Annotated in this window: 16 protein-coding genes; 10 read left to right on the plus strand and 6 right to left on the minus strand. The window is 73.1% G+C overall.

Features of this window, described 5'->3' with window-relative positions:
• The first annotated feature begins 47 nt into the window (after positions 1–47).
• From DT019_RS07480 to DT019_RS07500, 5 genes are all read left to right on the plus strand, one after another.
• Positions 48–1358: an esterase/lipase family protein gene (locus tag DT019_RS07480; protein WP_223279339.1), complete on the plus strand. Its 1311-nt coding sequence runs from the start codon at positions 48–50 to the stop codon at positions 1356–1358.
• A 10-nt stretch (positions 1359–1368) separates the two neighbouring features.
• Positions 1369–2418, plus strand: coding sequence for an alpha/beta fold hydrolase (locus DT019_RS07485; protein ID WP_114035839.1), 1050 nt, complete (start codon positions 1369–1371; stop codon positions 2416–2418).
• Entirely contained in the window at positions 2418–3872 is a 1455-nt protein-coding gene (locus DT019_RS07490; protein ID WP_114035840.1) for a carboxylesterase/lipase family protein, read from the plus strand. Before DT019_RS07485 ends, DT019_RS07490 begins: the two co-directional genes overlap by 1 nt.
• A gap of 279 nt (positions 3873–4151) precedes the next feature.
• Positions 4152–7067, plus strand: a complete 2916-nt coding sequence (locus DT019_RS07495; RefSeq protein ID WP_114035841.1) for a DEAD/DEAH box helicase — start codon at positions 4152–4154, stop codon at positions 7065–7067.
• Complete coding sequence (locus DT019_RS07500; protein ID WP_114035842.1) at positions 7064–8308, plus strand: SWIM zinc finger family protein; 1245 nt, start codon at positions 7064–7066, stop codon at positions 8306–8308. Before DT019_RS07495 ends, DT019_RS07500 begins: the two co-directional genes overlap by 4 nt.
• A 51-nt stretch (positions 8309–8359) precedes the next feature.
• Here the strand turns inward: DT019_RS07500 and DT019_RS07505 are convergent, their stop codons facing one another.
• Together DT019_RS07505 and DT019_RS07510 are read right to left on the minus strand one after the other, a co-directional pair.
• Positions 8360–8902, minus strand: a complete 543-nt coding sequence (locus tag DT019_RS07505) for a hypothetical protein (RefSeq protein WP_114035843.1) — start codon at positions 8900–8902, stop codon at positions 8360–8362.
• 267 nt (positions 8903–9169) lie between these two features.
• Entirely contained in the window at positions 9170–10024 is an 855-nt protein-coding gene (locus tag DT019_RS07510) for a DUF2293 domain-containing protein (protein ID WP_411292690.1), read from the minus strand.
• Positions 10025–10318: 294 nt separating this feature from the next.
• Here DT019_RS07510 and DT019_RS07515 point away from each other — a divergent pair, with 294 nt between their 5' ends.
• Positions 10319–10963, plus strand: coding sequence for a uridine kinase (locus DT019_RS07515; RefSeq protein WP_114035845.1), 645 nt, complete (start codon positions 10319–10321; stop codon positions 10961–10963).
• Positions 10964–11105: 142 nt separating this feature from the next.
• On the opposite strand, the gene DT019_RS07520 is transcribed toward DT019_RS07515, so the two are convergent.
• Together DT019_RS07520 and DT019_RS07525 are read right to left on the minus strand one after the other, a co-directional pair.
• Positions 11106–12032, minus strand: a complete 927-nt coding sequence (locus DT019_RS07520; protein ID WP_114035846.1) for a carbohydrate kinase family protein — start codon at positions 12030–12032, stop codon at positions 11106–11108.
• Entirely contained in the window at positions 12029–12943 is a 915-nt protein-coding gene (locus DT019_RS07525; RefSeq protein WP_114035847.1) for a pseudouridine-5'-phosphate glycosidase, read from the minus strand. The genes DT019_RS07520 and DT019_RS07525 overlap by 4 nt, the downstream gene beginning before the upstream one ends.
• Before the next feature lie 266 nt (positions 12944–13209).
• Between DT019_RS07525 and DT019_RS07530 the strand changes: the two genes are divergently transcribed.
• Positions 13210–13593: a cupin domain-containing protein gene (locus DT019_RS07530; protein WP_114035848.1), complete on the plus strand. Its 384-nt coding sequence runs from the start codon at positions 13210–13212 to the stop codon at positions 13591–13593.
• Here DT019_RS07530 and DT019_RS07535 read toward each other — a convergent pair.
• Together DT019_RS07535 and DT019_RS07540 are read right to left on the minus strand one after the other, a co-directional pair.
• The gene (locus DT019_RS07535; protein ID WP_223279340.1) at positions 13583–14893 is read right to left on the minus strand and encodes an MFS transporter; all 1311 of its coding nucleotides are present in this window, start codon (positions 14891–14893) and stop codon (positions 13583–13585) included. The two genes, DT019_RS07530 and DT019_RS07535, sit on opposite strands and share 11 nt — an antisense overlap.
• Before the next feature lie 61 nt (positions 14894–14954).
• Positions 14955–15506: a methylated-DNA--[protein]-cysteine S-methyltransferase gene (locus DT019_RS07540; RefSeq protein WP_114035849.1), complete on the minus strand. Its 552-nt coding sequence runs from the start codon at positions 15504–15506 to the stop codon at positions 14955–14957.
• Positions 15507–15724: 218 nt separating this feature from the next.
• Here DT019_RS07540 and DT019_RS07545 point away from each other — a divergent pair, with 218 nt between their 5' ends.
• The 3 genes from DT019_RS07545 to DT019_RS07555 all read left to right on the plus strand — a co-directional run bounded on the left by DT019_RS07545 (position 15725) and on the right by DT019_RS07555 (position 19505).
• Positions 15725–16591: an MHYT domain-containing protein gene (locus tag DT019_RS07545; RefSeq protein WP_114035850.1), complete on the plus strand. Its 867-nt coding sequence runs from the start codon at positions 15725–15727 to the stop codon at positions 16589–16591.
• Between the two features lie 52 nt (positions 16592–16643).
• Complete coding sequence (gene uvrB / locus DT019_RS07550) at positions 16644–18758, plus strand: excinuclease ABC subunit UvrB (RefSeq protein WP_114035851.1); 2115 nt, start codon at positions 16644–16646, stop codon at positions 18756–18758.
• A 168-nt stretch (positions 18759–18926) separates the two neighbouring features.
• Entirely contained in the window at positions 18927–19505 is a 579-nt protein-coding gene (locus DT019_RS07555; protein ID WP_114035852.1) for a TerD family protein, read from the plus strand.
• Positions 19506–19572 lie beyond the last annotated feature (67 nt).

The raw sequence follows: 19572 nt of genomic DNA on the forward strand, positions 1-19572 counted from the left end.
CGTCCGCGTTCGCCGAGACAAGGCGAGACAAGGCGAGACAAAGGGGGATGAGCGTGCGCTACGGACAGCGGGCCGGATGGGGAGTGGTCGGCGCCGTCACGGCCGTGCTCGCGGGGCTGCTCGGCGCGGGCGGCACCGCGAGCGCCGCGGGGGCCACCGCCTACCCCTCCTACCTCTCGGTCGAGGCGAGCTACGGCGCCGGGACGGTGACCAACGGCTGGGAGAAGGTCGAGCGCTTCCGTGACACCACCGCCGGATTCGCGGCGGGCGCCGCCGAGGGCTATCCGCCGGACGGCCGCGGTGACCAGGACGGCGTGCGCGTGACGTACTTCGGCGGCGTCTCGCGGCCGGGCTCCGACCGGTTCCTGCTGTACTCGGCGCCCGGCTGGAACACCGGCGCCCAGAGCGTTCCCGTGCTGCTCGTGCACGGCGCCAACGACACCGCCGACCGGGCCTGGGCCAATCCGGGGGAGTCCGGCGGCTACGGCTGCGGCGCGCTGTCCTGCCCCTCCACCGGCCTGATGCAGTACCTGTCGGCGCGCGGCCGGCGCGTCTTCGCCATCGGCTTCGCCCACAAGCAGGGCGACAACCTCATGCAGGCGCAGGCCGTGGGGGACGCCGTCGCCGCCATCAAGGCCAAGCTGGGCGTCGCCAAGGTCGACCTGGTGGGCTGGAGCAAGGGCGAGATGTCGACCCGCGCCTATGTGTCGTCGGTGAAGCCGTCCTGGGGGCGGGCCTACGCAGGTGACGTACGGAAACTGATCACGCTGGGCGGCCCCAACGGCGGCTACGACTACCCCTACGCGCACGGCTGGGCGCACGACTTCTCCATCTGGCCGGAGTGTGGCGGCAAGATCAACGCGCCGTCGCCGCACTCCCGGATGACCTGCTACGGCACGTACACCGCGCACCCCGAGTTCTCCATGACGCCGTCCGGCGGCTACGACGACTACCCCGGGCAGCGCCAGATGCTGGCCCGCTGGGACGGGGTGTACGGCGTCGACCAGTCCGCCCAGGACTGGTACACGACCTACTACGGAGGCCAGGGCTTCTCCACCGCGGGGGACGGCATCCAGTCGGCCGTGGACGCCGGTTCGCTGGTTACGCCGTTGCGGCGCGCCGGGGTCCCCTCCTCCGTCACCGCCTATCTGCTGGCGGGAGGCTCGCCGAACGTCGTGGGCATCTACAACGAGAACCGGGGCCCCAGCGACGGAGTCGTCTTCGTGTCCAGCGCGCTCGACACCACCGGATTCGCCACCGTGGGCGGCACGGCCACCGTGGCCGGCGCCAACCATCTCGAACTCGGCTGGGACAGCACGTCCGCCGCCCAGGTCGCCGCCTGGCTCGCACTCCCGTGAGGACCCCCCGATGCGCACCCTGACCACCCGGCGGGTCCCCACCGCCCGCCTCACCCAGCAGATCCTCCAGGTGACCCCGGACCCCGAGGGCTCCGCGGAGACCGTAGTCTTCGTCCACGGCAACGTCTCGTCCTCGGTGTTCTGGCGCGACACCCTGCTCGAACTGCCCGAGCGTTACCGCCCGTTGGCGGTCGATCTGCGCGGCTTCGGCGGCACCGACCCGCTGCCGGTCGACGCGACCCGGGGCCTGCGCGACTACGCGGACGACCTCGCGGCACTGCTCGACACCCTGCATGTGGACCGCGCACATCTGGTGGGCTGGTCCATGGGGGGAGGCGTGGTGCTGCAGTATCTGCGGGACCGGCCGACGGCCGTCCGCTCCGTCACCCTGGTCAACCCGGTCTCGCCGTACGGCTTCGGCGGCACCCACGGCGCGGACGGGCGGCTCAACTCGCCCGACGGGGCCGGCTCCGGCGGCGGCACCGCCCACCCCGACTTCGTACGGCTCCTCCGGGAGGGCGACCGGGGCGAGGACTCCCCGCTCTCGCCCCGGCACGTCCTCGCGACCTGCTACGTCAAGCCTCCGGTGCGCCCGGCCCGCGAGGACGAATTGGTCGCGTCGATGCTGACGACCCATGTGGGCGACGACCACTATCCGGGCGACAGCCGTGTCTGCGACACCTGGCCGGGCGTGGCCCCCGGCACCCGGGGCGTGCTCAACTGCCTCGCCCCGACGCACTTCCGCCTCGACGACCTGCACACCCTGCCCGTCCTGCCGCCGGTGACCTGGATCCGGGGCGAGGAGGACGTCATCGTCTCCGACACCTCGCTGTTCGACCTCGCCCATCTCGGCGCGCTCGGCGCGGTGCCGGGCTGGGACGGCACCGAGGCCCAGCCGATGCTCGCCCAGACCCGCCACGCGCTGGGCCTTTACGCCCGGGCCGGCGGCAGGGTACGAGAGATTGCGGTGCCCGGAGCCGGGCATGCGGTCCATGTCGAACGTCCCGAGGAGTTCGGCGCGGCACTGCTCGCCACCCTGTCGGAAGGCGCACGAACCTGATGGAACCCATCCGCACGACCCACCAGGGCGCGGTCCGAGGACGACTCGTCGCCGAGGACGTGGCCGCCTTCCTCGGCATCCCGTACGCCGCGCCCCCCTTCGGGGAGGCGCGCTTCCACGCGCCGGGACCGGCCGCCCCCTGGGACGGCGTGCGCGACGCGCTCTCCTGTGGGGCGAGTGTGCCCAGAGCCCGCTACGCGCCGCCCTTCGACGTGCTCATCCCCGACGAGGCCCCCCAGGGCGAGGACTGCCTCAACCTCAACGTCTGGACCCCGCACCCGGCGCCCGGCGGCGGCCTCCCGGTGATGGTGTGGATCCACGGCGGGGCCTTCGCCAACGGCTCCGGATCGGTGTCCGCGTACGACGGAAGCGCCTTCGCCCGCGACGGCGTGGTGTACGTGAGCATCAACTACCGGCTCGGCGCCGACGGCTTCCTGAGGCTGCCCGACCGGCCGGACAACCGCGGACTGCTCGATCAGATCGCCGCCCTGGAGTGGGTCCGCGACAACATCGAGGCGTTCGGCGGCGACCCCGGGCAGGTGACCGTCTTCGGCGAGTCGGCGGGCGCCATGAGCATCGGCGCGCTGCTGTCCATGCCCCGCGCCAGGGGCCTGTTCCGGCGCGCGATCCTGCAGAGCGGCGCCGCCCACCACTTCCTGCGGCCCGCCTCCGCCGAACTGATCACGGCCAGGCTCGCCGAGAAGCTCGGCATCGGCGCGACGGCGGAGGAGTTCGCCGCCGTCCCCCTCGACACACTGCTGCCCGCGCAGGCGGAGCTGCGGGGCGAGATCGGGGCCCGCCCCGATCCGGCCGTGTGGGGCGAGGCGGCGCTCAACATGATGCCGTTCGAGCCCGTCCTCGACGAACTGCCGCTGCCGGGCGCGGACTGCGGGGTGCAGTTCCTGACCGGCAGCAACCGCGAGGAGTACCGCCTGTTCCTGGTGCCCACCGAGCGCCTCGACGTGCTGCCGCAGGCCAAGCTGCGCACCGCGACGGCGGCGTACGGCCTCGACCCGGACAAGGCGCTGCCCGTGTACGCGGAGCGCCGCCCCGGCGCCGTGCCCGGCGAACTGTTCGACGCGGTCACCACCGACTGGTTCTACCGGATCCCCGCCCTGCGCGTCGCCGAGTCGGTGCCGGGCTCCTATGTGTACGAGTTCGCCCGGCGCTCCCCGGCCCTCGGCGGCCGGCTCGGCGCCTGCCACGCGTCCGAGCTCGCCTACGTCTTCGACCGGCTCGACGACCCGACGTACGCGCCGATGCTCGGCGAGCGGCCCCCGCAGTCCCTCGCCGACGCGATGCACGGTGCCTGGGTGGACTTCGCGAAGACCGGCGACCCGGGCTGGGCGCCCTACGACCGTCAGACGCGCGCCACCATGGTCTTCGACACCGTCCCCAGCGTGGAAAATGATCTTCGCGGCGAGGAACGTGCCTTGTGGGAGGGGGTGCGCTGAGGTCGCGCGGCCCATTGTCAGACCTCGCCCGTAAGGTCGTAGATCAGTCGCGGACCACGCGACGATCCTGACCCGCGGACGAAGGGAGGTGACCGGCCGATGGACCAGCCGACACCTGTGCGCCACCCCGGGCGGGGGCCGGTTGTCTCGCCGGACGCCGGGCCCGCCTGGCGCGAGCGGCCCGCCCCCGTCTTCGGGGCGCCCGCCCTCCGCGGCGCTCTCGCGTCTTCCCCCGAAGCCGGTACGGCGCCGGAGCCGGCACCCTCGCGGTGGCCAGACGTGTCGGCGGCCGCCGTGTTCCTGCCCGCCGGTCTGCCGCGCGACGGGAAGGTCGCCTTCTGGGATCCGGGCCAGGGGCCGGTGCCCCAGGGGCCGCCCGGGGCCGAGGTCACGGAGCTGACCATGGTGCGCCGCCACGGCGCGGGCGCCCGCAGCCGCAAGGTCGCCGCCCTCCTCGTGCCGGTCGCCGAAGCACTCCCGATCCTGGTCAGAGCCCGCCGCCACCCCGCCGCCCATCCGGCGGCCGCCTGCTGGGGCGCCGCCGCGCTGCACGCCCTGCACCTCCTCGCGCGCGGCAGGCTGCTGCCCGGCCTCACCGCCACCCAGCACGACGCCTGGCGCGCCGGACCGCTGGACGCCGACGACATCGCCCAGCTGCGCGCCATCGCCGCCGCCATGCCGTACGAGGCGTACGGCGTCCCCGTCCCGGGCCGCGGCGCACTGCGGCTGCCCGAGCCCGAGGCCCTGGTCCGGGCGTTCCTCGACGCCGTCGCCGACACCCTGCCGCGCACCCCGGCCGCCGCCCACGCGGCGGGCGCGCCCTTCGCCGCGGCCGCCGCCCAGCACCTGCCCGCCGCCCGAGCCTGGGCAGCGGAGGCGGCCGCGGGCATGGACGCGGGCGTACGGGTCTCGTTGCGCCTGGACCTCTCCGGATACGAGCTGTTCGACACCGCGTCCGAAGAGGAGGGCGAGGCGCGGCGCGCGGGCTCGGCGATCGTCCAGGTGCACAGCCTGGCCGACCCCACCCTGGTCGTCGACGCCGGGCGCCTGTGGTCGGACGGCGACACCGAAAGCGGGGCCGCCACGGAGAGCGGGGCCGGACGGCGCCGGGGACGAGCGTCGGCGGGCGATCCCGCAGCGGGCGGCACGGTCACGGCAGCGGCCGCCACCTCAACAGCCGCCAATGGAAGCGGGGTTGAAGCCTTCGGCCCGCGCGCGCGGATCGACGCGCTGCTCGCCCTGCGCCGCGCCGCGCGCGTCTGGCCGCCACTCGGGCTGCTCCTGGAGCGCAGTGTCCCGGACGTCCTGCCGCTCACCGAGGCCGAGTTGTACGAACTGCTCGGCGAGGCGTCGGCGCGGCTGGCCGCGGCGGGCATCGCCGTCCACTGGCCGCGCGAGCTGGCCCGCACCCTCAGCGCCACCGCCGTGGTACGGCCCGCGCCCGGCTCCGCGACGGACGGCACATCGTTCTTCGACGCCGAGGAACTCCTCACCTTCAACTGGCAGTTGGCCCTCGGCGGCGAACCGCTCAGCGACGCCGAGATGGACGCGCTCGCCGAGGCCCACCGCCCGATCGTGCGGCTGCGCGACCAGTGGGTGGTGGCCGACCCCGAGCTCGTGCGCAAGGCGAGAAAGCGCGACCTGGGCCTGCTCGACCCCGTGGACGCGCTGTCCGTCGCGCTCACCGGCACCGCGGAGGTCGACGGCGAGACGGTCGAGGCCGTCCCGGCTGGAGCGCTCGCGGTGCTCCGCGACCGGCTCCTGGAGGGACCCGCCACGGCCGAACAGCCGCCGGGCCTCGACGCGACCCTGCGCGACTACCAACTGCGCGGCCTCGCCTGGCTGGAGCTGATGACCTCGATGGGCCTCGGCGGCTGCCTCGCCGACGACATGGGTCTCGGCAAGACCATCACCGTGATCGCCCTGCACCTGCGCCGGGCCCGCACCGAGCCCACCCTCGTGGTCTGCCCGGCCTCGCTGCTCGGCAACTGGCAGCGCGAGATCGCCCGGTTCGCGCCGGGCGTCCCGGTGCGCCGCTTCCACGGCAGCAGCCGCAGCCTCGCGGGCTGCGAAGGCGGCTTCGTCCTCACCACGTACGGCACGATGCGCGGCAGCGCGCCCCAACTGGCCGCACACAGCTGGAACATGGTGGTCGCCGACGAGGCGCAGCACGTCAAGAACCCGTTCTCGGTGACCGCCAAGGCGCTGCGCACCATCCCGGCCCCCGCCAGGATCGCGCTCACCGGCACCCCGGTGGAGAACAACCTCTCCGAGCTGTGGGCGCTGCTCGACTGGACGACGCCCGGGCTGCTCGGCCCCCTGAAGGCGTTCCGGTCCCGGCACGCCCGGCTGGTGGAGAACGGCGAGGACGAGGACGCCGCCGTGCGCCTGTCGCGCCTGGTCCGCCCCTTCCTCCTGCGCAGGAAGAAGTCCGACCCGGGGATCGTGCCCGAGCTGCCTCCCAAGACGGAGACCGACCACCCCGTGCCGCTCACCCGTGAACAGGCCTCCCTCTACGAGGCGGTGGTCCGCGAGGTGATGGCGGCCGTCGAGGCCTCCGAGGGCATCGCCCGCCGCGCCCAGATCATGAAGCTGCTCACCGCCCTGAAGCAGATCTGCAACCACCCCGCGCAGTACCTCAAGGAGGAGTCGCCACGGCTGCCGGCGCGCTCGGGGAAGCTGGCCCTGCTCGACGAACTCGTGGACACCATCCTCAGCGAGGACGGCTCGGTGCTCGTCTTCACCCAGTACGTCGCCATGGCCCGCCTGCTCTCCAGCCATCTCACCGCCCGCGGTGTGCCCTCCCAACTGCTGCACGGGGGAACGCCGGTGAGCGAGCGGGACCGGCTGGTCGACGCCTTCCAGAGCGGTGAGGTGCCCGTGTTCATCCTCTCCCTCAAGGCCGCGGGCACCGGCCTCAACCTCACCCGCGCGGGCCATGTCATCCACTACGACCGTTGGTGGAACCCGGCCGTGGAGGAGCAGGCCACCGACCGCGCCTACCGCATCGGACAGACCCAGCCGGTCCAGGTCCACCGCCTGATCGCGGAGGGCACCGTGGAGGACCGCATCGCCGACATGCTGGAACAGAAACGCCGGCTGGCCGAAGCGGTCCTCGGCTCCGGAGAGAGCGCCCTGACCGAACTCACCGACCGTGAACTGGCGGACCTGATCTCCCTGCGGAGGGCCTCATGACCCCCCGTGCGCCGATCGGCGCCCCGCGCCACGACGACCGCCGCCGCACCTATCCCGCGCTGGGCGCCCGGTCGCAGCGGAGCGGGACGTGGTGGGGCGACGCCTGGGTGGAGGCCCTGGAGGAACTCGCCCTGGACGCCGCCCGGCTGGCCCGCGGACGCGCCTACGCCGAAGCCGGCCACGTCGACGCGATCACGGTCACGCCGGGCCGGATCACGGCGTACGTCCACGGTTCCCGCCCGCGCCCCTACCGTACGGAGCTGCGGCTGCGCACGCTGCCCGACCAGGCGTGGGAGGACTTCCTCGACACCGCGGCCCGGGCGCCGGCGCACATCGCCGCACTGCTCGACAAGGACCTTCCGCACGCGCTGGCCGACGAGGCGGCACTGCTGCCCGGTTCGGGCGACCTCATCCCCGACTGCTCCTGCCCCGACGACGGCTACCCCTGCAAGCACGCGGCGGCCCTCTGCTACCAGGCGGCCCGGCTCTTGGACGAGGACCCGTTCGTGCTGCTGCTGATGCGGGGGCGCGGCGAGCAGGAGGTGCTCGCCGCGCTCACCCGGCGCAACGCCGCCCGCATGGCCGTGGAGCGGGTGGCCCCGTTGCCCCAACTGCCCGCCGTGCAGGCCCGTACGGCGGTCCAGCCGCGTACGCTTCCGCCCCTTCCGCCGCCGTTTCCCACGCCGCCCCGGCCGGGCCACCCGCCCGCCTTCCCCGAGGTGCACGGCGGCCCCGACCCGCTCTCCCTCGACCTCCTCGCCACCGAGGCGGCCATCCGCGCCCACACGTTCCTGGCCACCGGCGAGGATCCGATCGCCCCGCTGTCCCCGTGGCAGGACGCGGTCCGGCTGGCCGCCGCCCACCCCGGCTCCGGCCTCACCTCGGCGACCCGCGCCCTCTACACCTCCCTGACCCGGGCCACCGACCGCACCCCCACCGACCTGGCACGTGCGGTGGCCGCCTGGCGGCAGGGCGGCATCGAGGCGCTCGCCGTGCTCGAAGCCCCCTGGGACCCACCCGCGGGCCCCTTCGACCGGGCCCGCCCCGCCCTGAGCGCCGCCGGGTTCCCCGACTTCCGGCCCAGCCGCAACCGCCTCACCACCCCCACCATCCAGCTCCGCTACGGACGCGACGGCCTCTGGTACGGCTACGAGTCCGACCCCGGCAGGGAGGACTGGTGGCCCCGCGGCACCCCGGACCCGGACCCGGTCGGCGCCCTCACAGCCCGCCTGGGCGGCTGACCCGCGAGGGGGGCGTAGCAGAAACGCAGGGCGGAACCCTCGGGGCGGGGCTCATGTGTGGGCAGCCCACTCGATCAGCCTGGTGAAGTCGGCTTCCCGCAGGCCCCGGCGCGGGTGCACCCGCACCAGCAGGGCGCGCGCGTCATGGGTGTCGCGCACATAGGTCTCGTCCAGATCGGTGATCATGTCGTCGACCCAGGCGAACGGGCGTCCCGCGGCCCACTTCAGCAGCGGTCTGGTCTTCCAGTACAAGCCGTCCGGGTCGGTGGCGAAGAGTTCGGGCCACGCGATGAAGGGGAGGTCGGCAGGGAGGCCGATGGCGGGGGCGATCATCTCGTTCGCCTCGTTCATCCACGTGGTGGCCCAGGCCAGTTCGTACGGCAGGGAGCGCAGGCGGGGCCCGTGAGCCGGGTTGAGGTAGACGCGCAGTCCGCGCCGGTGCGGGCGGGAGCCCGGGGTCTGGCGGGAGAGCCAGTTCGACGGGTGGAGCCGGTGGGTGCGGTAGCCGCGCAGATGGGGGAGGCGGGCCGCGTACGGGTTGAGGGGGCCGTCCACGTCGAGGAGCAGTAAGGGGCGGTCCGGCGCAGTCGTCATGGGGGAGGGATACCCACGCCGGTGCTCCAAGTGGCCTGAAAGGGAGGGGAGTTGCGGAGGCCGGGCATCCGTTCGCGTCGCGGGTGAGGCGTATGCCCCTTTCGTAGCGGTCTCAGCCGCCCGAGGCCGTCACCGACTCGCGGGTTTCCGGGCCCAAACCAGCGAGACCAGCAGGACCGCCGCCCGCCAGTGCATCGAGCCTCTCAGGCCCGGGTGCTCCAGGCGCACGGGCAGGAGGAACGTGCCGACCCCGCCGAGGCGAAATTCTTACGCAAGGGGCCGGTCTTCCGGCGCCCAAGATGTCAGCTCGTTCGGCGCTTTCACGCGGCCGCCCGGCACGGGGGACATCTCGCCCGGCGGCGCGGACACCTCGTCCGGCACCTCGGACGTGGTCTCCTCCCGCGCCCAGGAGGCCAGCACGGCGTCGATGGCGGCGGCGACCCGGGCCCGCGCCCGGTTGTGCGGGACCCGCGCCATGAGCAGCGCGTCGTACTCCGTGTCCAAGTGGCGGACGGAGGCGCGGACGGCCGCCGTCACCGCCCCTTCGTCCAGTGCCCGGCCCGCCGCCGACCGGCCCACCCTGCCGCTGCCGCGCACCGAGGTGTGCTCGGCGATGTCGCGGGCCCGCTCGGCCGGGCAGCTGGGGAAGAGCCGCAGGATCTCGGCGGTCAGCTCGACGGTGAACCGTACGTCCTGCGCGGCCCGGCGCTCCGCGTCGCGTGCCCGCCGACGGGCCCGGGCCTCCGCGTCGGCCAGGCACGCGGTCTCCGCCGCGACGAGCGCGGTCTCCTCGACGAAGACGCCCTGGCGTTCGTAGCGCCGCCGGCGCCGGTTGAAGCGGACCACGACGGCGGACAGTGAACTGCCCGCGCGGGCGCGGCGGGTGAGCGCGGTGTCTCCGCGCGGCAGGAAGACCAGATGTCCCAGGTCCGCACAGTCCAGGCAGTGCGGCGAGCCGGACTCCAGGACGAGACGTCTGAGCGGACCGCGATCGCATGCGGCGCACCGGTGATGCCGGCGGGGTTCTATGACGAGAATGGCGACGGCCTCCTCCTGGTGCGCGACCCTGCGGGGACGGTCGCGTGTGCGTGCGGCGTGGTGCTCGTGATCACCTGCGGCCACGTGTGTCGCCTGCGGGAGGTCGCCCGGCCGGCCGGGTTCGACCGTGGGGGCAGTCGCTCGGCATGGTCCAGCCGTCTGCCGCCCGCGCGGGGGCTGTGCGGCCGGTCGGCCGTCGACTCTCCGTCGGTGGACGCGCGGGGCCCTTCGGGCTCCTCCCCTTCTCTGATGCCCCGCCCAATGGCCCGTGGAACAAGGGGGGTTGGGTGGGGCATGAACGTCGGAAGGCGGGCTCTCGCGGCCTCCGACGGCGGTCAGGAAGCCGCGTACGCAGAAGGCACCGCGCATGATGGGGGCGTGCGATTCGAAGCGATCACCTGGGAACGGCTGACCGACGCCCTCGCGGAGCGGGTCATGGGCCTGAAGCCCGCCGACGGCGGGCCATGGCTGCGCATCGGCGTCGACGGAGCCCCGGCGGCCCGCCCCGAAGAGCTGTCCCGGCGCATCGCGGAATCGCTCCGCCTGCGCGGCAGGTCCGTCCTCGCCGTCTCCACCGAGGGATTCCTGCGCCCCGCCTCGCTACGGTACGAATTCGGCCGCGAGGACCCGGACACGTACTACGACGGCTGGTTCGACACGGGCGCGCTGTGGCGGGAGGTCTTCGGGCCGCTGGACCCGGGCGGCACCGGTCGCGTGCTGCCCGATCTGTGGGACCCGGCGACCGACCGGGCCACCCGAAGCCCCTACCAATCACTCCCGGAAGGAGGGGTGTTGCTCGTGCACGGCCCGATGCTCCTGGGTCGTTGGTTCCCCTTCGACCTCACCGTGCACCTCCGCCTGTCTCCGTCCGCGCTGCGCCGCCGAACCGACGAGCGTGCCCGCTGGACGCTTCCCGCCTTCGCTCGGTACGACACGGAGGTGCGACCGGCCGAGGCGGCCGATGTGGTGGTACGGGTCGACGACGTTCGGCATCCGGCCTGGGGAGTGACAGACGGGGGATGATCAATGACAGATAGGGGATGACGAATGACAGATGACAGATGGCGGATGGCGAAGGACGGATGAGGGATGGCGGATGACGGACTGAGGGTGACGAATGACGGACGGCGAACGACAGAGGGCAGGTGACAGATTCCGTCGGTTGTCACTCCCAACCCAGCGGCGGCCGTCCTCCCACCACCCTCACGGCCAGGGCCCCTGCCCGGCACCCCGCCTCCGCCGCCTCGGCAGGGGGCGCGCCCCGCAGGCGGGCGGCGAGGAAGGCGCCCGTGAAGGCGTCGCCCGCGCCCGTGGAGTCCAGGGCCACCACCTCCGGTGCCGCGACCCTCGCGATGACCTCCCCGGCGGACGCGACCAGCGCCCCGGCCGTCCCCAGCGTGACCGCCACCAGCGGGAACCGGCGACTCAACTTGGCCGCCGCGTCGGCGGGTTCCGGGAGCCCGGTCAGGAAGGCCGCCTCGTCCGCGTTGGGGAGCAGGACGTCCGCGCCCTCGGTCATGTCCAGGAACCGCTCGATGCCCAGGGCTCCGATGAAGCCGGTCGACGCCGGGTCCAGGCTCACGGTGACCCCGGCCCGGCGGGCCGACTCCCTCGCGGCGAGGGCGAGTTGACGGCTCCGGTCGGCGAACAGGAGGTAGCCCGAGAGGTGGAGGTGGGCGATGCCGTCGAGGAGGTCCGGCGACCAGTCGGCGGGGTTCATGCGGTGCACGGCGCCGCTGTCGGTCAGAAAGGTGCGTTCCGCCGTCGCCGTGTCGACCAGGGCGATCACGGTCGCGGTGGGTGCGTCGGCGTCCGGGATCAGCAGCGGGCGCACGCCGCAGCTGCGCAGGCGGAGGTCGTGCCAGCCGGCCGTGTCCTGCCCGACCCGGGCGAGCAGCCGCACGTCCGGGCAGCCCGAACGGGCCGCCCAGCAGGCCGCGTTGGCGCCCGCCCCGCCCGGCACCGTACGGATGTCGGCCACGGTGTCCGTGGCGATGGCGAGCGGCCCGCGGTGGCGGGCGACCACATCGGTGACCACGTCCCCGACGACGAGGAGCCCACCATTCGCGCAGCCGGGCCCGGCACCGGTCACAGCGCGGCCGCGATGTCCGCGGCCAGCCGCACGTTCCCGCGGACCGCCGCCACGTTCGCCTCGAGGGAGGCCCCGTTCGTGTGCTCGACCAGGTAGTCGAGGAGGAAGGGGGTGACCGCCTGGCCCGTGAGGCCCGCGGCGCGGCAGGCGGCGAGACCCGCCGCGAGCACCTCGTCGTGCAGCCGGGGGTCGAGCTGCTCGGTCTCGGGCACCGGATTGGCCACGATCACCGCCGATTCGAGCGCGAGCGAGCGGTGCGCGCGCAGCACGTCCGCGGCCTCGCCGGGGGTGTGCACCGTCCAGTCGACGGGCTCGCCGGAGCTGGCGAGGTAGAACCCGGGGAAACGGTCCGTGCCGTAGCCCAGCACGCCGATGCCGAGTGTCTCCAGGCGCTGGAGCGTGGCCGGTACGTCGAGAATGGACTTCACGCCCGCGCACACCATCGCGATCGGCGTCCTGGCGAGCAGCCGCAGGTCCGCCGACTCGTCCTGCGTCTCGGTCCACGCGCGGTGGACGCCGCCGAGACCGCCGGTCGCGAAGACGCGCAGGCCCGCCCGCGCGGCCAGGAACGCGGTGCCCGACACGGTCGTCGCGCCGCTCGCGCCGGTCGCCAGCGCCATCGGCAGGTCGCGGTGCCCGAGCTTGCGCAACTCCTCGTTGGCGACCCGCTCCAGCTGCGCCTTGTCGAGACCCACCCGGGGCCGTCCGTCGAGCACGGCGATGGTCGCGGGAACGGCTCCCCGGGCCCGTACCAGCTGCTCCAGCTCGGTGGCGACCCGCAGATTGCGCGGCCGGGGGAGGCCGTGCGAAATGATCGTCGACTCCAGAGCGACGACCGGGCGGCCCTCGGCGAGAGCCGTCCGCACTTCTTCCGACACCGTGGTCTCATCAGGTACGTCGTCAAAGGGCATGTCCCATCCCTGGCGCGCCCGGAAGCCGGGTAAACGTTCTGCCGCACGGGCCGGGCCCCCGGGCGGCCGGAACCGCGCGGCGCACGCCGATGGGGGCCAACTCCGCGCCGGACGGGCCTGTTTGCCCGCTCGTGTACGAGACCCGGGGGACGCGCTGGACAGACTGTCGCGCGGGAGGCCCCGGACCTGGCCGGACTGTCGGTCAACGTCCGGGCCCGGCCCGGCTAGATTGACCGGCCATGAGCCCCCTGGACCATCCCTCTGTCATGCCGCTCGGCGACGCACCGCTGGGCCGGGCCCCGCTCGGGCCCGCCTCCTTCGCCGTGCGGGTCGGCGACGCCGAGCTGGAACCGGAGCCGCTCGCTCCCGAACAGATCGTCTCCGGCGCCCCGGAGGTGACGGGGAAGGTGCTGTGGGAGTCGCCGGACGGGAAGCAGATCCGGGGCATCTGGCAGATCACGCCCGGTGTGGTGACCGACACCGAGGCCGACGAGCTCTTCGTGGTCGTCAGCGGACGCGCCACCGTCGAGGTGGAGGGCGGCGACACCCTGGAGATCGGACCGGGGGACGCCTGCGTGCTGCGCGCGGGCGACCGCACCACCTGGACCGTCCACGAGACGCTGCGCAAGGCCTACCACATCAGTCTGTAGCGGCGGCGGCCCCGCCCGGCCCCCGATCCGCGGGCCGCCGGGAGGTGAACAGCGTCAGGGCCGCCATCGGCAGCAGCAGCGAGGCACCGGCCGCGTTCAGCCAGCCGTAGCCCGCCCGCGCCACGACCAGACCGGCCGCCAGGCCGCCGAGCCCCGCCGCCACGTTCATGGTCAGATCGCACAGGCCCTGCACGGCGGCGCGGGCGGGCCCCGGCACCGAGTCGGTCAGCAGGACCGAACCCGACACGAGCCCCGCCGACCAGCCGAGGCCGAGCAGGAAGAGCCCGGCCATGGTCTGTCCGTGGCTCCCGCCCGCGGTGCCCGCCAACAGGGCGGCGCAGCACAGCAGTCCGGCCGCCAGACCGATCACGGCCAGCCGCCCGAGCCGGTCGGCGAGCCACCCCATCACCGGCGAGAACGCGTACATCCCCGCGATGTGCAGACTGATGACCAGGCCGATCAGCTCGATGTCCGCGCCGTGCCGGGTCAGCGCGACCGGCGTCATCGACATGATCGACACCATGGCGGTGTGCGACACGGCGACGGTGACGAGCGCCAGGCGCGCCCGCGGCGAGTTCCTGACCGCCGTGACCCCGGCCCGCAGCGAGCGGGCCGCTGCGGGCTGCGCCGCGCCGCCGTCCAGCGCGCGGGCGGTGAGCAGCGGGTCGGGCCGCAGCAGTACGCCGACGAGCACGGCCGCCAGCAGGAACACCCCGGCCGCCCACACGAACGGGCCCGCGGCCGCCGGTATGCCGAAGCGGGTGACGCTGCGGCCCGCGGGCGCGGCTATGTTCGGGCCGAGCACGGCACCGACCGTCGTCGCCCACACCACGGTGGAGATGGCTCGTGCCCGCCGCTCGGGCTCGGCGAGGTCGGCGGCGGCGTACCGGGCCTGGAGGTTGCCCAGGGAACCGGCGCCGAAGACGGCCATGCCGGACAGCAGCAGCGGGAAACTGGCGAGGACCGCTCCGGTGACCACGACCACGGCGCCGACCGTCGCGAGAAGGTAGGCGAGCAGCAGCCCCGGGCGGCGGCCGCGCCGGGTCATCAGCGCGGCCAGCGGCATCGCGAGCAGCGCGGGCCCGGCCACCATGGACGCCGAGGCGAGCCCCGACAGGGCCTGACTGCCGCTGACCTCGGCCGCCAGCACGGCGGCCAGCGCGATCCCCGTGCCGTTCGCGAGCCCGCCGAGGATCTGGCTCGCGATCAGGACGGCGGTGATGCGGCGCCGCAGCGCGGGCAGGGCAGCCTGATCGGGCGCCGCACAGCCGGCGTCGAAAGCGTCGGGGAGCGTAGTCACCGGCGCAGTGTGCCAGCTCGTACGCCCGTCCGAAACAGGTGGGCCCGGGGAGCGCCGTCGCTCAGAACAGCGGCTGCGGCAGCACTCCTTCGAGCGCGAGCAGCCGTCTCTTGGTCTCCAGTCCGCCGCCGAATCCGCCGAGCCCGCCGCCGCTCTCCACCACGCGGTGGCAGGGCACGACGACCGGCAGCGGGTTGGACCCCATGGCCGCCCCCACGGCCTGGGCCGCCGCGGGCTGGCCGACGCGGCGGGCCAGATCCCCGTACCCCACCACGGCCCCGTAGGGCACGCCCGCCGCCAGTTCGCGCAGCACCTGCCGGTTGAAGCCGGACGACAGCGACCAGTCGAGCGGCAGCGTGAACTCCCGCAGCCCGCCCGCGAAGTAGGACTCGATCTGGCGTATGGGCTCCTCCAGCGGGCCCGGCCTGCCGGGCACGGCCGGGGCGGGCTCAGTGCCGAGGCGGGCGGCCAGCGCGCGCACGGCCCGCTCGCGCACCGCCTCATCGGCGTGGAACACCACGTTCACCAGGCCCTGGCCCGTGGCGGCCAGGAGCAGCGGGCCGATGTCGCTCTCGACGACCGACCATTCGACGCACCGCGCATCGCTGTTCATGCCGACCACCGTACGACCGCCCACTGACAACGCGGGCCCGCGGACGGGGGCTCCAAAGCGAACGGATCCACCCAGATGGGAACGCCCCGACCGTCCGAGTCGATAAATTGCCCGGAAAATGTTTGCCTGTCGCCCAGCGAGCCCTAATGTCGCCCCGAACCAGGGCCGCAGTCACAGCAGGGCCTCTTCAGTCGGTACGGGGTGAAGGGCACACGGGTATGCACGGGACGGTCGACGGATTCAGCTATGGCCTGGTGACGCCGGTGGCGGCGTTCATCATGGCCTGCCTCGGCGGAGCGCTGGGACTGCGCTGCACCGCCCGGTCCGTGCGCGGCGGGCGTTCCTTCAAGGCCGCCTGGCTGGCGCTCGGCGCCACCTCCATAGGGTCCGGGATCTGGACCATGCACTTCATCGCGATGATGGGCTTCGCGGTCCACGAGGTACCGCTCGGCTACGACCGGGGCATCACCTTCGCCAGCCTGGCCGTCGCGATCGTGATGGTGGGCATCGGCATCTTCCTCGTGGGCTACCGGGGTGCGACCCCGATGGCGCTGGTCACCGGGGGCACGATCACCGGGCTCGGGGTGGCGACCATGCACTACATGGGCATGGCCGGGATCAGGATGAACGGGGAGTTCGAGTACAACACCCTGGTCGTCAGCGTCTCCGTGGTGATCGCGGTGGTCGCCGCGACCGCCGCGCTGTGGGCCGCCGTCTCGGTGCACGGCTTCCTGGCCAGCCTGGGAGCCAGCCTCGTGATGGGCGTGGCGGTCAGCGGCATGCACTACACCGGGATGGCCGCGCTCAGCGTCCGGCTGCACGGCGCCGCGGGCACCGCCGTGGTGGGCGGGGAGTCGCCCGCCTCCCTGCTCGCGCCCATGCTGATCGGTCCCGTCGCCTTCCTGGTCCTGGCCGGGGTGGTCGTGATGTTCGACCCGCTGGTGGTGATGGGCAAGCCGGACTGGGAGAAGCGTCCGCCGCGGGTGATTCCCGCCCCCCGGCACCGGCCGTCCTTCCCGGAGCGCACCAGCTGGGCGGCGTCCGAGCCGCCGCGCGAGGGCTCCGCCTCCCCGCACGACTGGTGACCGCGCGGGCGATCGGACCGCGGTTGTCAGTGGCGGGTCGTACGGTGGTTGCATGCGGCCCGTTTCCAAGATCGAACGTACGGTGGCGCCCTTCGAGGTCGTCAGTCCCTACCAGCCCAGCGGCGACCAGCCGGCGGCCATCGCCGAGCTGGAGAAGCGCATCCGCGCAGGTGAGAAGGATGTCGTCCTGCTCGGCGCCACCGGCACCGGAAAGTCGGCGACGACTGCCTGGATGATCGAGAAGCTCCAGCGGCCCACCCTCGTCATGGCGCCGAACAAGACCCTGGCCGCCCAGCTGGCCAACGAGTTCCGCGAGCTGCTGCCGAACAACGCGGTCGAGTACTTCGTGTCGTACTACGACTACTACCAGCCCGAGGCGTACGTCCCGCAGTCGGACACCTACATCGAGAAGGACTCCTCGATCAATGAGGAGGTCGAGCGGCTGCGCCACTCGGCGACCAACTCGCTGCTGACCCGGCGCGACGTGATCGTGGTCGCGTCCGTCTCCTGCATCTACGGCCTGGGCACCCCGCAGGAGTACGTCGACCGGATGGTGCAGCTCAAGGTCGGCGACGAGATCGACCGCGACCAGCTGCTCCGCCGCTTCGTCGACATCCAGTACACCCGCAACGACCTGGCCTTCGCCCGGGGCACCTTCCGGGTGCGCGGCGACACCATCGAGATCTTCCCGGTGTACGAGGAGCTGGCCGTCCGCATCGAGATGTTCGGGGACGAGATCGAGGCGCTGTCCACCCTGCACCCGATCACCGGCGAGATCATCAGCGAGGACCAGTCGCTCTACGTGTTCCCCGCCAGCCACTACGTGGCGGGCCCGGAGCGCATGGAGAAGGCCGTCAACGGCATCGAGAAGGAGCTGGAGCAGCGTCTGGCCGAGCTGGAGAAGCAGGGCAAGCTCCTGGAGGCCCAGCGGCTGCGCATGCGCACCACGTACGACCTGGAGATGCTCCGCCAGATCGGCAGCTGCTCGGGCGTGGAGAACTACTCGATGCACTTCGACGGCCGCGAGCCCGGCACCGCGCCCAACACCCTGATCGACTACTTCCCCGAGGACTTCCTGCTGGTCCTCGACGAGTCGCACGTGACCGTGCCGCAGATCGGCGCGATGTACGAGGGCGACGCCTCCCGCAAGCGGACACTGGTCGACCACGGCTTCCGACTGCCGTCCGCGCTGGACAACCGGCCGCTGAAGTGGGAGGAGTTCCTCGGCCGCATCGGCCAGACCGTCTACCTGTCGGCCACCCCCGGCAAGTACGAGCTCTCCCGCGGCGACGGCTTCGTGGAGCAGATCATCCGCCCCACCGGCCTGGTCGACCCGGAGGTCGTGGTCAAGCCCACCGAGGGCCAGATCGACGACCTGGTGCACGAGATCCGCAAGCGCACCGAGAAGGACGAGCGCGTCCTGGTCACCACCCTCACCAAGAAGATGGCCGAGGACCTCACCGACTACTTCCTCGAACTGGGCATCCAGGTGCGGTACTTGCACAGCGACGTCGACACGCTGCGCCGCATCGAGCTCCTGCGCGAGCTGCGGGCCGGTGAGTACGACGTGCTGGTGGGCATCAACCTGCTGCGTGAGGGCCTCGACCTGCCCGAGGTCTCCCTGGTGTCGATCCTCGACGCCGACAAGGAGGGCTTCCTGCGCTCCGGCACCTCCCTCATCCAGACCATCGGCCGTGCGGCGCGCAATGTCTCCGGCCAGGTCCACATGTACGCCGACCGCGTCACCCCGGCGATGGAGAAGGCCATCGAGGAGACCAACCGGCGCCGCGAGAAGCAGATCGCGTACAACAAGGAGAAGGGGATCGACCCCCAGCCGCTGCGCAAGAAGATCAACGACATCGTCGCGACCATCGCGCGCGAGGAGGTCGACACCGAGGAGCTGCTCGGCACCGGATATCGCAAGGGCAAGGACGGCAAGGCGGCCAAGGCACCCGTGCCCTCGCTCGGCGGCAAGGCGGCCAAGGGCGCCAAGAAGGAGCTCACCGACCGGCCCGCGGCCGAACTGGCGGGAATCATCGAGGAGATGACCGACCGGATGCGGGCCGCGGCGGCGGACCTGCAGTTCGAGGTGGCGGCCCGGCTGCGCGACGAGGTCGGCGAGCTGAAGAAGGAGCTCCGGCAGATGAAGGAGGCGGGGCTCGCCTGACCGGCCGCTCGCGGGGGCGGACGCCGTGCCTGTGGCGGTGTGTTGCAACACCGCCACAAAATGCCCCCGCACGGCCACCGGCCCCGCCGCGCTGCGTAGGGTCGGGCCCGAGAACGTACAACGACGCAAAGCGTGTCAAGAACGACGCATGGGGAGAGGGGACAGCGCGTGACGGTCAATCTGTCCAAGGGTCAGGCCATCAGCCTGGAGAAGCAGGGTGGCGGCACCCTGACCGCGGTGCGGATGGGGCTCGGCTGGCAGGCGGCACCGCGCCGGGGCCTGTTCGGCAAGCGGACGCAGGAGATCGACCTGGACGCGTCGGCGGTGCTCTTCGCCGACAAGCAGCCCGTCGACGTGGTCTTCTTCCGTCACCTCGTCAGCGACGACGGCTCGGTGAGGCACACCGGCGACAACCTCGTGGGCGGCGCGGGCCAGGGCGGTGACGACGAGTCGATCCTGGTCGACCTCTCGCGCGTACCGGTCCACATCGACCAGATCGTCTTCACGGTGAACTCGTTCACCGGCCAGACGTTCCAGGAGGTGCAGAACGCGTTCTGCCGCCTTGTCGACGAGACCAACGGCCAGGAGCTGGCCCGCTACACGCTGGACGGCGGCGGTCAGTACACCGCGCAGATCATGGCCAAGGTGCACCGCGTGGGCACCGGCTGGCAGATGACCGCCATCGGCAACGCCGCCAACGGCCGCACCTTCCAGGACCTGATGCCGGCGATCCTGCCGCAGCTCTGACCGCGCCGGATCACCGACACCGCAGCTCCCGGAGGCCCGAGGCCGCCGGGAGCTGCACCGCGACCGC

Origin of the sequence: Streptomyces sp. SDr-06, assembly GCF_003324565.1 — a bacterium.
In the GTDB taxonomy this organism is placed as follows: Bacteria; Actinomycetota; Actinomycetes; order Streptomycetales; family Streptomycetaceae; genus Streptomyces.